Genomic DNA, 13,533 nt, shown 5'->3' with positions numbered 1-13,533 from the left:
TACCGACCCGCATCAAATGATTACTAAACAAGTGAATTTATAGTAAACAAAAAATCAACAGAGTAAATTGAACAGATCGCGATTTGTGATTGAGATCGATATGTCATTTTCTTCCCTCACTTCACCGCATCGGTGTTGGAAAAAGAGATCGCAACTGTTTTGATTTCATAAGGTGCGAACGTTAACACCAGCGGCCCTTGCTGCGGTGTTTTATCGCTTTCCGGCACCTCTAATAGGTCGCACTCCACCCACTCACGAATCGGTAACCGGCTCTCCAACGTGACGTGCTGCCGGCCCCCCGCAAACTCATGCAGTCGAACGATAACCCACTCGCTCTGTTCCGCTTTTTTAATCGCATCCAACGCAATAAAAGGATGATCACAGCGAATCACACCGTTCGCCGACTCACGCCACTCTCCTGGCAACACCTGCAACGGTTCATTAAGCGCAAAGGCCTGCTGCGCTACGGCAGCATCACGCCAGTCTCCGGCATGTGGCAGCAACGCATAGGTAAACTCATGTTCGCCACGATCGGCATGGGCATCCGGGCTGACGGCTGATTTGATCAAGGTCAGTTGCATCACGTTATCCTTGATAGCATGACCGTACTTGCAGTCATTCAACAGGCTGACGCCGTAGCCGTACTCCGAGAGATCGGCCCACTGGTGTGCCACGCTTTCAAAGCGTGCAGCATCCCAAGTGGTGTTCCAGGTGGTAGGGCGTTTGACATTACCAAACTGGACGTCATAGGTAGCCTCTGTAGCACGTACCGCTACTGGGAAAACGACCTTAAGCAGTTGATTAAAATCTTGCCAGTCGACGCGGGTATGGAAATCGATACGGCGCAATTGGCTATAAACCTGCATCTGCTGTACCACGCGGCTATGATGATAACGCCACACAAATTCAATGGTGCAACGTAACGCCCCCTGTTCAACAACGCGTACTGATTTCAACTCGGTTACCGGACGCTGTTTCTGGAAGTAGAAAATCTCAATATCCCAAGCGTCATATTTCAACGGTTTATCTTCATACACCGTCAATACGTTGCCATGGTCTGCCAACACTTCACGTTGATACTGTCGGTCGTAAATGCGCGTCAAATGGCCCTGTTCATTCCAAACAATCAGGTAGTACGGCGTTTCCAACTGATGTTCACCGAGCACAAACGGAGTATTATCTTCAACATTCGTTTCCAACGGCGCAGCGAAGATCGTCGTTCCTGACAGCGAAGGGAGTTTGTTTACCTGCACCAGACTCCCGCCCGCCACGGACTGGGATAATAGCCGGTGCCCTTGAGCATCTTGCCAGGCTACGTCACTGGCACCGGGAATAAAGGCCATCTCTTCACGTGACCAGGAGCCACTGTTGACGATGCTAACCGCATCCGATCTCGGTACAACCAGTTGCTGCCAACTGGCATTCAGCACATCAGTAACAATGTCGTCAGCCGCTTGATATTCCTGTTCAGCATCGCGGTACACCTCAGCAATGGAAGAACCGGGAATGATGTCGTGGAACTGATTGCGCAGTAGAATTTTCCAGCCTTGCGTTAAGGCGTCAGCACAGTACTGTGACCAACCGCCATCGGTTAAGGCGCTCAGCACCTGCACCCACTCTGCGCGGCGGTAGCGTAACTCCGCCTGGCGGTTCGCTTTCTTCACCTGAGCCTGACTGGTGTAAGTCCCTCGGTGGCTCTCAAAATAGAGTTCGCCGTCCCAGGTATGTTGATACTCATCACTGGCCTGCAAGCGCGCATCAAGACGCGTAAAATAATCATCTACGCGCCCCATTTGGATCTGCGGGAGTGCAGGCATTTTTTCAAATCGGCGCAACAGTTCCAGCATCTCTTCCGTTGGGCCGCCGCCACCGTCGCCGTAACCGTAGGCCAGCAGCAATTCCTGATTGAGCGGTTTGTCTTTATAGTTGTCCCAAATGCCTTGTACCGATTCAGCATTCACCATGCCGTTATAGGTATAACGAGGGTGACCAGCCTCCGGCGTGGTGATGAAGTGTGCCAACACTTCGCTACCATCAATGCCGCGCCAGGTAAATGTGTCGTGTGGCATCTTATTGAATTCATTCCAACTTATCTTGGTTGTCATGAAGTAGCGGATACCGCTTTTCTTCAGAATCTGCGGCAGTGCCCACGAATAACCGAAAACGTCCGGCAGCCACAGACAGTGTGGGGTGACGCCAAACTCCTCCTGCATAAAGCGACTGCCCAGCAGAATCTGACGCACAAAAGATTCACCCGACGGTAAGTTACAATCCGCTTCAACCCACATCGCTCCGTCTACTTCCCAGCGCCCTTCTTTGATGCGCTGTTTTATTTGACGATAAAGGTCGGGGTAATCCTGTTTAATGTAGTCATACAACTGGGGCTGAGACTGGAAGAAGGTGTATTCCGGATAGCGTTCCATCAAGCGCAGCACCGTGGAGAAAGAACGGGCGCATTTTTCACGCGTATGCTTGAGTTGCCATAAAAAGGCGACATCGATGTGCGTATGCCCGACACAGTGCACCGTTACCGGATGTGATTTATTCGGTTGTGCATAGTCACGCTCCAACCGAGCGGAAGCATCGGCAATAGAGCAGTAAAAATTGTCACTGCCGGGATCTCGCCAATCAATCAGACGGTAAGCAGCATCAGTCGCGGTCAACAGCGTCACACGCCAGGGATCGTTTTCTGGCAACAACGCCAGCGTTTGCAAGATGGCCAACGTGGTGTAATAGAGCGTGTCAGTCGGTTTATCCAGCACGGCAAATTGGGCCTTTTCAAACCCATTTCCGACATGAAATGCCTGAAAATGTTTACGAACCTTGCCTTCAAGGATCCCCGACCAGAGACGGAAACAGAGTTCGATGGTTTTCCCCTGATACGCCTCGGGGAAAACGACCTGTGCATGGTTTTGGTCGATGCCATGAAACGGCAGACCGTCAATATATAACAGTGCTTCAAAGTCAGGTCGTTGCACACCCAGGCCAAAATCAAACTGCCCGACGACAGTATGTTGTGGGCCCATCTGTGGCAACGCCACACGTAATTTCAGCCAGGCATAAATATCCCGCTCCTGCCAGCGGAATCCCTGCTGGCAGGGCTGCCAGTCAGCGTCTTTTCCCGGTGGGTAAGCACCGTTTTTTCCTTCACGATCAAAGCAAATTTCCGCCTGCTGCACCGATTGAACCTGTCGCAATCGGTATTGGGCTACTTCGTCCAAACGCTGGCTTAACTTTTCCTCGGTAAAAAACATAACGTGCTCACTGTAATCATAGGGGATAAATGCGGCTCCTATGTAATAACACTCACTATTTTTTTAGTAAACAAAATGAATTTTTTAATTAAACATCCGTGATGTGATTCACAATATGGCGTTATTTTTTCACACCACATTACAAGAAAAAAATATAACACCATGATTAATAATGATTTAAAGTCTAACATAAACGCATAACGCTCCAAAACATCAATTGAGTTTAGTAAACAAAAAACGTACCCTAATCGAAAATTACAATTTATAGCGCCTCTGATTTATGGCGCGTCGCTGTCGCTAGCGGGCGGCACAGGAGCGGAACATCATGTTGAGCTTGGGCATTGATATTGGTGGGTCTAAAATCGAGGCCGTGGTGCTGAACACAGCAGGAGAGGTCGTCTATCTACAGCGCTACGCCACGGAAAAACAGAGCTATGCCGCCTTCTTTCACCGTCTGTGTGAGGTGATTGAACAGGTGCGAGATGCCTTACAGCAGCCGTTTACCATTGGTATCTGTCTACCCGGCACCGTAGAAGCCAGTAACCGGTGTATCAAGAACTCCAACATTCTGGTGATTAACCAACAACCCTTACCCGAGATGTTGGAAGCGCACCTTAAGCAACCTATTGCCATTAGCAACGATGCCAACTGTTTCACACTCTCTGAGGCTATCGACGGCGCAGGTCGAAGCTACGATACCGTGTTCGGTGTCATTCTTGGCACCGGTTGCGGTGGCGGTATCGCCATTCATCAGCGTGTGCTGGATGGCCGCAATCGCTGTGCAGGTGAGCTAGGTCACAATGCGCTACCACGCTATACGCCAGAGTATGACGGCCCGTCAGTCACTTGCTATTGTGGACAGAGCAACTGCATCGAATCGTTTGTATCCGGTACCGGTCTGGCTCAACGTTACAACCAGTTTTATGGTACCGCGCTGAGCGCCAAAGAGATTATGGACGCGGTAGCGTTCAAGGAAAACGATGCCCTGGCTTACTTCCAGCGTTATCAGGATCAATTGGCTCGCGCATTGGCCAGCGTCGTCAATCTGGTTGATCCAGACGTGATCGTGCTGGGCGGTGGACTGTCAAATAGCGAGGCTATTTACACCGATCTTGGCGATCGTATTGCTCGCTATGTGTTTAGCAATACTTTTACCACACCGATAGTACAAGCCAGATACGGTGACAGCAGCGGTGTTCGAGGTGCCGCCTGGCTCGGAGCAAAAGCAGGTTGCCCCATGCCGTAGGATGAAGCATTGTGATACCATGACGCAATCATCACGGAATTCATTTTTATACGCAGCGTAAGGTAACGCATGACCAAGCGGATCAGGATCAGAGATATCGCCGCCGCATCCGGAGTTTCCACGGGAGCAGTGTCCCGGGCCCTTAAAGGGCAACCGGGGCTAAAAGAAGAGACGAGGCAGCGCATTCTCTCTATCGCCCAACAACAGGGTTATGATTTTACTCGGTTGCGTACAGACAAAATTCGTCGAGTCCTATTTCTGTTACACCGTCAGCACAACATCACCAGTGCGTTATCCTTCTATTCCCCGCTGTTACTCGGTGTTGAAAACGCATGTCGTCAGGAAGGCATAGCCCTGAGTTTTCTTGCACTCGGTCCAATGGATCCTGTCGAGGAGCAGGTGAGACTGCACGAACCAGACGCCTTGCTGTGTGCCGGTTTCTTCGAACCAGAACTGCTCGCCGTGCTGCGCAAGATGCAACTGCCGCTTGCCTTGGTAGACCTTTGGGCACCTGATTTGCCCAGCGTCAACCCGGATAATGTGCAAGGCGGCTATCTGGCAACTCAACATCTGATAGCGCAAGGCCGCAGACGCATTGCTTATCTGGCAAGCAGCCTGGCCCACTACAGTATTCGCCAACGCGAAAAAGGTTACCGCCAGGCGCTATACGAAGCACAATTGCTGATGCCGCCAGAGTATGAAGCAATCGCCCCTCCCTTGTTGGATACTGAGGCAGCGCTGACGCAAGCGGTGGAAGAGTTGCTGGCGCTGCCGCAACGTCCTGACGCAATTTTTGCCTATAATGATTCAGCGGCATTGATTGCGATGCGCGTCTGTCAAAAACAGGGGCTTACTCTGCCGCAAGATATGGCGATTGTCGGGTTCGATGACATTGATTCTGCTCGTTTGGCCCACCCGCCTTTGACCACGGTGGCGATCGATAAAGCACAGTTAGGCCATCAAGCGCTCACTCTGTTACTCGACGCCGAACGACGCGTAGAAGCACAGCATCTCGCCGTACAGTTGGTGATACGTAAAAGTGCAGGTGAGGAGCAGTAATGTACAGCGCTGCTGTGTGAAAAATTGTCGTGTGAAAAGTCGTATTGTGAGAAGTCGTATTCCCTTTGCTTAGGAGACAGTATGTCTTCACAACCCAGCCTGTTCTCTTTGGTCAGCCACGATGGCCAACTTGCCGCCACGCTGAGTACGGCGGGCGGTATTATGACCTCACTGCGTCATAATGCCACCGGGCTGCCGCCCCGAGAGGTACTTTATCGCGCCCCCTGGCTGGATGATGCGGCAGCCTGTGCCGGTCTTGCGCCGCTTATGCAGCGTCTCGCGGGAGAATGGGTCGCCGTTCCGTTCGGCCACAGCCTACAGGATGGTATGGGTTTTTTTCATCACGCCTCACATGGTTTACCCGTTAATGGTGAATGGCAGATTACCGCTCACAAAAACAACGCCATTCAACTCCAGTTCCTGTTTCCTGAGGATTTTCCACTCGCACGCTTAACGCGTGAAATAACGTTGCAAGACGAAGGAAAAGTGTGTTTTCGACTGACTATTGAGGCTCGTCAAGAATCCCGTTTTCCCATCGGTCTGCACCCGATATTTCCGATTGATAATGACGAGGGGGATGTCATCTTGACTGCAGAAAATATGCAAGGTGGCATCGTGTATCCGCAAGCCCCTGAGCCGGGCATCAGCCAATTGGCCCCCTTGGCGCGGTTCAACAGTCTGGCTGCCGTACCCACAATAACGGGCAGTATCATGAACCTACAACGTCTTCCACTGGCTGAAACCACAGAAGAGATAGTCCAGCTACTGAACCCGGTATCAGCCATCAGCCTTCATTATCCCACCCAACAGCGTCGCGTCACTCTGCGTTGGGACACGCAGTCACTTCCTCACTGCTTGCTGTGGTTTAGCAATGGCGGACGCGCCTATGCTCCCTGGAATGGGCGAAATCGCTGTTTGGGTGTCGAACCGGTTTGTTCAGCCTGGGATCTTGGCCCCAAAAGCCTCAGGGACAATCCTATCGCTGCACAAGGCTATGCCACCAGCCAGAACATTACGCCAGAAAAACCACTCACGATCGATTACCAACTGCATTGCCAACGCGCTTAAACTAAATGCAATTGCACTGGCTGCGCGTGCAGCAGTTGTTGCGTCTCCGGAGCCAGTGCACTGTCGGTAACGATGTCGGTCAGTGCCGTAAGTGGCGTAACGCAAAATAGCGAATAGGCACCGTACTTGCTGCTGTCAGCCAGCAGCACGCGGCGGCTGGCATTCATGCCCAGATCCTGTTTCACCCCGGCTTTCTCTTCGGTTGGCGTAGTGATGCCTTTCTCCATACTCCAGGAGTTGCAGCTAATAAAGGCAATATCCGGGTAAATGCTGCGCAACAAGCGGCGACCATGCTCGCCAATGCAAGACTGGCTGCTGTCATCAATACGACCACCGATAATGGTCACTTCGATCTGTTTAAATTCCGACAAGAACAGCGCAATCTGCAAATCCGCCGTGATCACACGCAGCGGCAGGTGCGTCAGGTTACGCGCCAGTTCGAGCATGGTGGTGCCCGCATCCAACACCACGGCATCACCCGGTTGCACCAGTGACGCCGCGTAGCGGGCAATCGCCTGCTTTTCTGCCAGATTACGATGCAGCTTCTCATTGGTGGTCGGCTGCGAGGGAATAAAACGGTTGAGCGTGACGCCGCCATGGCTGCGGCTGATCACGCCTTGTTCATCAAGCTTGATGAGATCGCGGCGGATCGTCGCCGGCGAGGCGTCGATCACGGCAACCAGTTCGTCTACCGTCACCAGATTATGGCTTTTCAAATAATCCATAATCTGATCGAGACGGCTCTGCCCTTTTACTCTATCTCCGCTAACGCGGAAAGCATCACTCACTGTTTGCCCCACAACGATGTCCATGAGTTGAATCCACTCCCCTGTCAGGCAAGCTGCATGGCGAGTTGAATCGAGATAGCCATGCTCTCAGACTTCGCTTTACCTGTCCAGGCGATATCAAATGCCGTACCGTGATCGGCCGAGGTGCGAATAAACGGCAAGCCTGCGGTTAAATTCACCCCATCATAAAAGCCCAGCAGCTTGAGCGGAATATGACCCTGATCGTGATACATCGCCACCACCATGTCATAGTGCCCTTCATAGGCTTGCAGATAGACGGTATCCGGCGCACAAGGACCGTAGACGTCCAACCCTTTCGCCTTCATCGCTTCAACGGAAGGGCCAACAATGGTGATTTCTTCATCACCGAACAAGCCGTTCTCGCCTGCGTGCGGGTTAACCCCAGCGACAGCGATGCGCGGTTTGGTGTAGCCCACACGTTTCAGGAAGGTATCCGCCATACCGATTACGGTTTCTACACGGTCGCGGTTTAGGGTATCCAGGAATTTGCGCAATGCAATGTGCGTTGTCACATGAATGACTTTTAGTTTTTCTGTATACAGCACCATGGCGTAATCCCGGCTGTTGGTCAGCTTCGCCAGCAGTTCGGTATGCCCTGGGTAAATATGCCCCGCAGAGTGCATCGCTTCTTTGTTCAACGGCGCCGTCGCAATCGCATGAACCTCCCCCGCCAGCGCCAGCGCAGTGGCTTTTTTAATGCAGCGGTAGGCCAGATCCCCTGCCTGCGCCTGCACCACACCTGGGATAAGCCCTTGTGGGTCGGCCAGCGGCTCATCAATGATATTAATAATGCCGGGGGCAAAGCGCGCCTGAGCCGGCTCATCAATCACATTCAGCTCAACCTGCGGCACAATGTTCAGCGCGAGGATGCGACGCAGCGTTTGCACGCAGCCCACCACCACGGCAGATGCGCCAGACAATTCCCCTTCTGCCAGGGATTTGATAATAATCTCAGGACCGATACCCGCCGGGTCACCCATGGTTATTGCAATAATTTTACTCACTGACTCTCTCCTCAATAAAGCGTAAAACGTGATGCAAGGTGGCTTCATCACCGAAGCCGCCTGCTTTAGTCATGACAGGGATATCGCCGACGATGCTGTCGATGAAGCGTCCCCAAGGTACACAGGACGCAAGCTGTCCTTTGATATGAAACCCGGTAGCACCGAGCGCAGCGGCCACGGCAATCGCCACGTCGCCACCAGAAAGATAAAGCCCAGCCGGACGGCACAATGTCACCGTGCAACGGGCCATTTCCCCCAGAAAATCACTGATCCGTTCGCCCAATTGCTGCCGACTAAGGCCGTGCTGCTGGCAGAGCTGCGCAATCTCGTGGCGCTGTTGCTCGTCACGGCAGGTACGAATCAGACAATGTCTGCCTGCCAGCAGCGCAGCGGCAGCAGCGCGTGCGGTGTCTTGCGCCAATGTGGCTCCCGCTGGCGTAAGCAAAGGGCGAACATCCACATCAAGCAGCGTCACCTGCGATAGCGCGCTCACCGCAGCGATCTGTTTTTGCGTCATTTCGCTCATCGATCCCACCACCGCCAGCAGCGCGGGACGTGGTGGCGGTGTGAAGCGCAGAGCCTGAGCTAACGCATCACTGAGGCCGGCGGCGCCAACCAACAGCGGTTTCACTGGCAACGTCTGCGCTGCCGCCACGATCAGTGCCAACGTCTGTGGCGTCTCAGCGTCAATAATCACGCCCTTGATACCGGCGTCGCGCAAATGCAGCAGCGTCTCGGCAAGTGCAAAATGATTATCTTCACTCACACGCAATGTGGCCGTGGGCAATGCACTTTGTTCAGCGAGACGTTCAGCAATTTCTGCGCTGCGCACCGGCGTTTTCGGATCGCTGGCAAATTCGGTGTCGGTCAGCAATGTTCCGTTGACCCACACTTTCCCCTCACGCGTGACACGCCCAAGCGCAGGAACGGCGGGGGCAATCAACGCCATTTCAGCGCCGCTGGCCGTCAAGGCTGCGGCAATCTCCGCGCCGAGGTTGCCGCGCAGCGTGGAGTCAATCTTCTTGAATACCCATCCGTTGCCGCCCGCTTCACGCCAACGGGTGATGGCGTGCACTACGCGCAGCGCGGCGTCTTGCGCAGCCTGCGCCCGGCTGTCGGTATTGATGACCGTCACCTCATGCAAGGCTCCCGTCGTCAATGCATCCAACTCCAGAATCACATTGACCTGTGCCTGCTGAAGCGCCAGTCCAACCCCGGCATCGTTAGCACCGGTGAAGTCATCCGCGACGACCAACACCTGGTGAGCAGTAAATTCCAGGCTGACATCTTGCCGCTGTGGCATACCCACCCCTTATTTATCGATAACGGTATAGCGACGATTGTGTCTCGATTACCTGATAATGATTATATTGAATCATATTTGATTATATGTGAGCAACATCAAATTATTTAAAAGCAATCTAGCCTATAAATTACGCTACAAAATGACGTCATTACGTCAACACACGATCTTAAAGCACGTATTGATTGATAAAAATCACTTTCACTGCGTGAACACTGTAAAGGAACGCCATGAACATCAATAGCACTATCATCAGCGGCAGCCAGGCCATTAACGATATCCGCTACCTGTTAACCTCACGCCAGCACGTTCTGTTCGTGACTGACCGCAATATCGTGCAGCAGCCCGGCGTACAGGCGCTGCTCAATCAGGTTAAAGCGTGCGTGCCGGCCATCACCCTGATTGATAATGTGCCGCCGGAGCCGAGCCAGCACGATGTCGCTCATATTCTGGAAGCGCTGCCCAATGCCCGCACCGAGCTGGTGATTGGCGTCGGCGGCGGCAGCGTATTGGATGTGGCCAAGCTGCTGTCTCTGCTGTGTGTCGGTGATGACGCGGTCTCCCTTGATACCTTGCTGGCCGGTGAAAAACCGACGCGCCGCACCGCCTCCTTGTTGATCCCGACGACGGCGGGCACCGGCTCCGAAGCAACGCCAAACGCCATTCTGGCGATCCCTGAGAAAGCTACCAAGGTGGGCATCATCACACCAGTAATGCTGCCGGACTATGTTGCTCTGGTGCCGGAACTGACGACCAGTATGCCGTCTCACATCGCGGCTTCCACCGGCATCGATGCACTGTGCCACCTGATCGAATGTTTCACTGCGACCATCGCCAACCCGGTGGGTGATAACTACGCGCTGATCGGTCTGAAAAAGCTGTTTGCCAATATCGAGCTGTCCATCCGTGAACCCGAGAATCTGGAAGCGCGACTGAACATGCTGTGGGCTTCCTATTACGGCGGTGCCGCCATTGCCCACGCGGGCACACATTTGGTGCACGCCATGTCTTACCCACTCGGCGGCAAGTATCACATTCCCCACGGCGTGGCGAATGCCATTTTGCTGGCCCCTTGCATGCGTTTTGTGCGCCCCGCGGCGGAAGAGAAATTTGCACAGGCCTATGACCTGCTGCCCGACGCCGACCTGTCGCTCTCCATCACGGAGAAATCGCACGCACTGGTTGCCTATTTCACCGACCTGGTACAGCGCCTGGCGCTGCCCAGCTCACTGCAACAATTAGGTATTGAAAAAACGCATTTGCCCGATCTGGTCGAAGGGGCTTTGCAGGTTCAGCGCCTTATGAAAAACGTGCCCGCTACGGTGAAAGCGGACGACGTGCGCGATATTTATCTGACGCTGTTCTGATTTACAGACTTGGTGTTCTTTTTTGATTACGCAGTAACGAGGAAAAACAATGAGCAAACGTATTACTGGCGTGTTGACGGCAATCGTCACGCCCTTTGACGGTCAGGGTGAATTCAATCCAACGGCATTGCGCGCACAGATTCAGCGCCAGATGCAGTATGGCAACGGTATCTTCTGCAACGGTACCAACGGTGAATTCTTCGTACTCCATACCGATGAAAAAGTCGCGGTCACCGAAACCTGCGTCGATGAAGTGGCAGGTAAGGTGCCGGTGGTCGGCCATATCGGTGAAATCTCTACGCGTGAAACCATCAAGCTCGGCAAGCGGATCGCCGCACTGGGTGTCGACGCGGTTTCCGTTATCACCCCCTATTTCATTCCGCTGAAACAAGAAGAATTGATCGCCCACTACCGCGCGGTGGCGGATGCGTTAACGGTTCCGGTGTTCCTCTACAACATTCCTGCACGTACCGGCAATACGCTTACGCCGGAAACCGTGCGCATTCTCGCCGATCACCCCAACATCATCGGCATCAAGGACAGTGCAGGCAGCTATGAAAGCCTGAATGGCTTCCTGCAAGCCGCCAAAGGTATTCCTAACTTTGACGTGCTTAACGGGCCGGATTCATTGATTCATCAGGGCTTCGTCGAAGGCTGCTCCGCCTGTATTTCCGGGCTGGCCAACGTGGCACCAGAGCCGATCAGCCAAATCTGGCACCGTTTCCACGCTGGAGATATCGAAGGCTCCCGTCAGGCACAGGAACAGGTTAGCGAGTTGAGAAAAACGCTGTACGCCATTGCATTCTCACCCGCTGCGGTGAAAAAGGCACTGACATTAATGGGCCATGACGTTGGCGTAAGCCGCTACCCCATCCAGTTCTCCGAACAGGATGAAGCGGCTATCCGTCGTATCGTCAGCGCCTTTGCATAACAACGTTGATTACCCTGTTTGATAACAACCACCCTGCGACAACAACGACAACGATAGGTCGAAAGATATGAACCATTTTGATCTGACAGATACCCTCATCATCATCGGGATGATAGTGTTCTATATTGCGTTCACCTCCTGGCTGACGCTGAAATTACGCAGTAAATCCAGCTCCGAATTTATGGAAGGGTCACGCGCGCTGCCCGCGTTTATCGTCGGTATTTTGCTGATGACCGAGTTTATCGGCGCAAAATCCACGGTAGGTACGGCGCAGGCCGCGTTTGAAAGCGGCATCGCCGCCTCTTGGTCCGTGATCGGCGCCGCCATCGGCTTCCTGCTGTTCGGCATGATCCTGGTGAAGAAGATCTACAACACCGGTAAAGTCACCATTTCCGGTGCGATCGCCGAGAAGTACGGCACCTCCACCAAAAACATTATTTCGATCATTATGATCTACGCTCTGCTGCTGGTGAACGTGGGTAACTACGTCAGCGGCGCGGCGGCTATCTCCACGGTATTGAAAATCTCATTACCGGTGGCGGCGCTGATCACCGCGATCGTCAGTACCTTCTACTTCTACTTCGGTGGGTTGAAAGGCGTAGCGTACGTTACCCTGATCCACAGCGGCGTGAAGTACATCGGCGTGATGATCATCCTGTACGTAGCCCTGAAAATGACCGGCGGGATTACCCCGATGGTTCAGCAGATGCCAGAATTCTACTGGACCTGGGACGGTAGCATTGGTGCCAGCACTATCTTCGCCTGGATGATCGGTACAATTGGTTCTATTTTCTGTACCCAGTTTGTGATTCAGGCGATTTCCGCGACCAAAGATGCAGCCTCTGCCAAACGTGCTACCTGGGTTGCGTTCCTGTTCTGTATGCCGATCGCCATCGCTATCGCCGTGATCGGTGTAGCAGCGAAGTTTGTTCACCCGGAAATCAAGAGCCTGTACGCTCTGCCGGTGTTCCTGCAAGACATGAACCCGTGGGTCGCTGGCCTGGTAACGACGTCGCTGGTGGCATCCATCTTTATCAGCGTAAGTACCGTAGCACTGGCGATTGCTTCTCTGATCGTGAAAGACTTCTACGTGCCGTATTACAACCCGACGCCAGAAAAAGAGATGAAGATGACGCGCGTGTTCTCGCTCATCATCGGTTTCCTGCCGCTGGTCTTCGTGCTGCTGGTGCCTGAAGTGTTGAAGCTGTCGTTCTTTACCCGTGCGATTCGTTTGTCCATCTCTGTGGTCGCGATGATCGCCTTCTACCTGCCGTTCTTAAACAGCACCCGTGGTGCCAATGCCAGCCTGATTTCCGCTTGTGTGGTGACATCGGTATGGTATGTGATGGGTAATCCGTTTGGCATCGATAACATGTACGTTGCGCTGGCAACCCCTGCTATCGTGATGCTGCTGGATCGCCTGATTCCAAACAAGAATGCAACACGAGCAGAAAAGAAAACATCTGCCTCTCAAACAGGAGCCTAGTTCGTC

At 53.2% G+C, this 13,533-nt stretch carries 10 protein-coding genes; 6 read left to right on the top strand and 4 right to left on the bottom strand.

Annotated features, from left to right (window positions below; translation table 11 throughout):
• Positions 1-116 precede the first annotated feature (116 nt).
• Positions 117-3,254, bottom strand: coding sequence for an alpha-mannosidase (locus J5224_RS06750; protein ID WP_264624632.1), 3,138 nt, complete (start codon positions 3,252-3,254; stop codon positions 117-119).
• A 325-nt stretch (positions 3,255-3,579) separates the two neighbouring features.
• On the opposite strand from J5224_RS06750, the gene J5224_RS06745 reads away from it, so the two are divergent.
• From J5224_RS06745 to J5224_RS06735, 3 genes are all read left to right on the top strand, one after another.
• Entirely contained in the window at positions 3,580-4,500 is a 921-nt protein-coding gene (locus J5224_RS06745) for an ROK family protein (RefSeq protein ID WP_264624631.1), read from the top strand.
• 69 nt (positions 4,501-4,569) lie between these two features.
• Positions 4,570-5,559 carry a LacI family DNA-binding transcriptional regulator gene (locus tag J5224_RS06740; protein ID WP_264624630.1) on the top strand — a complete coding sequence of 330 codons (990 nt, stop codon included), beginning with the start codon at positions 4,570-4,572 and terminating at the stop codon, positions 5,557-5,559.
• An 81-nt stretch (positions 5,560-5,640) separates the two neighbouring features.
• The gene (locus J5224_RS06735) at positions 5,641-6,627 is read left to right on the top strand and encodes a hypothetical protein (RefSeq protein WP_264624629.1); all 987 of its coding nucleotides are present in this window, start codon (positions 5,641-5,643) and stop codon (positions 6,625-6,627) included.
• On the opposite strand, the gene J5224_RS06730 is transcribed toward J5224_RS06735, so the two are convergent.
• From J5224_RS06730 to dtnK, 3 genes are read right to left on the bottom strand one after another with little or no spacing between them, the layout of a single operon-like run.
• A complete protein-coding gene (locus J5224_RS06730; RefSeq protein WP_264624628.1) occupies positions 6,624-7,439 on the bottom strand; it encodes a DeoR/GlpR family DNA-binding transcription regulator in 816 nt (271 codons plus the stop codon). The genes J5224_RS06735 and J5224_RS06730 overlap by 4 nt on opposite strands.
• Positions 7,440-7,459: 20 nt before the next feature.
• Positions 7,460-8,440: a D-threonate 4-phosphate dehydrogenase gene (locus J5224_RS06725; RefSeq protein WP_264624627.1), complete on the bottom strand. Its 981-nt coding sequence runs from the start codon at positions 8,438-8,440 to the stop codon at positions 7,460-7,462.
• On the bottom strand, positions 8,433-9,743 hold the full coding sequence (gene dtnK, locus J5224_RS06720; RefSeq protein WP_264624626.1) for a D-threonate kinase: 1,311 nt from the start codon (positions 9,741-9,743) through the stop codon (positions 8,433-8,435). Before dtnK ends, J5224_RS06725 begins: the two co-directional genes overlap by 8 nt.
• Before the next feature lie 230 nt (positions 9,744-9,973).
• Here dtnK and J5224_RS06715 point away from each other — a divergent pair, with 230 nt between their 5' ends.
• The 3 genes from J5224_RS06715 to J5224_RS06705 all read left to right on the top strand — a co-directional run bounded on the left by J5224_RS06715 (position 9,974) and on the right by J5224_RS06705 (position 13,527).
• Positions 9,974-11,110, top strand: a complete 1,137-nt coding sequence (locus J5224_RS06715) for an iron-containing alcohol dehydrogenase (RefSeq protein ID WP_264624625.1) — start codon at positions 9,974-9,976, stop codon at positions 11,108-11,110.
• Positions 11,111-11,159: 49 nt separating this feature from the next.
• On the top strand, positions 11,160-12,041 hold the full coding sequence (locus J5224_RS06710) for a dihydrodipicolinate synthase family protein (protein WP_264624624.1): 882 nt from the start codon (positions 11,160-11,162) through the stop codon (positions 12,039-12,041).
• Between the two features lie 67 nt (positions 12,042-12,108).
• Positions 12,109-13,527 carry a sodium:solute symporter family protein gene (locus tag J5224_RS06705; protein WP_264624623.1) on the top strand — a complete coding sequence of 473 codons (1,419 nt, stop codon included), beginning with the start codon at positions 12,109-12,111 and terminating at the stop codon, positions 13,525-13,527.
• Positions 13,528-13,533: the final 6 nt, after the last annotated feature.

It is taken from the genome of Candidatus Symbiopectobacterium sp. NZEC135 (genome assembly GCF_025962695.1).
The sequence above is the reverse complement of the archived record's forward strand: the minus strand, read 5'-3'. Positions and strand labels throughout refer to the sequence as shown.

Coding starts and splice junctions, on each gene's coding strand:
- J5224_RS06735 (WP_264624629.1), top strand. CDS start 5,641: ATGTCTTCACAACCCAGCCTGTTCTCTTTGGTCAGCCACGATGGCCAA.
- J5224_RS06705 (WP_264624623.1), top strand. CDS start 12,109: ATGAACCATTTTGATCTGACAGATACCCTCATCATCATCGGGATGATA.
- dtnK (WP_264624626.1), bottom strand. CDS start 9,743: ATGCCACAGCGGCAAGATGTCAGCCTGGAATTTACTGCTCACCAGGTG.
- J5224_RS06745 (WP_264624631.1), top strand. CDS start 3,580: ATGTTGAGCTTGGGCATTGATATTGGTGGGTCTAAAATCGAGGCCGTG.
- J5224_RS06740 (WP_264624630.1), top strand. CDS start 4,570: ATGACCAAGCGGATCAGGATCAGAGATATCGCCGCCGCATCCGGAGTT.
- J5224_RS06715 (WP_264624625.1), top strand. CDS start 9,974: ATGAACATCAATAGCACTATCATCAGCGGCAGCCAGGCCATTAACGAT.
- J5224_RS06730 (WP_264624628.1), bottom strand. CDS start 7,439: ATGGACATCGTTGTGGGGCAAACAGTGAGTGATGCTTTCCGCGTTAGC.
- J5224_RS06750 (WP_264624632.1), bottom strand. CDS start 3,254: ATGTTTTTTACCGAGGAAAAGTTAAGCCAGCGTTTGGACGAAGTAGCC.
- J5224_RS06710 (WP_264624624.1), top strand. CDS start 11,160: ATGAGCAAACGTATTACTGGCGTGTTGACGGCAATCGTCACGCCCTTT.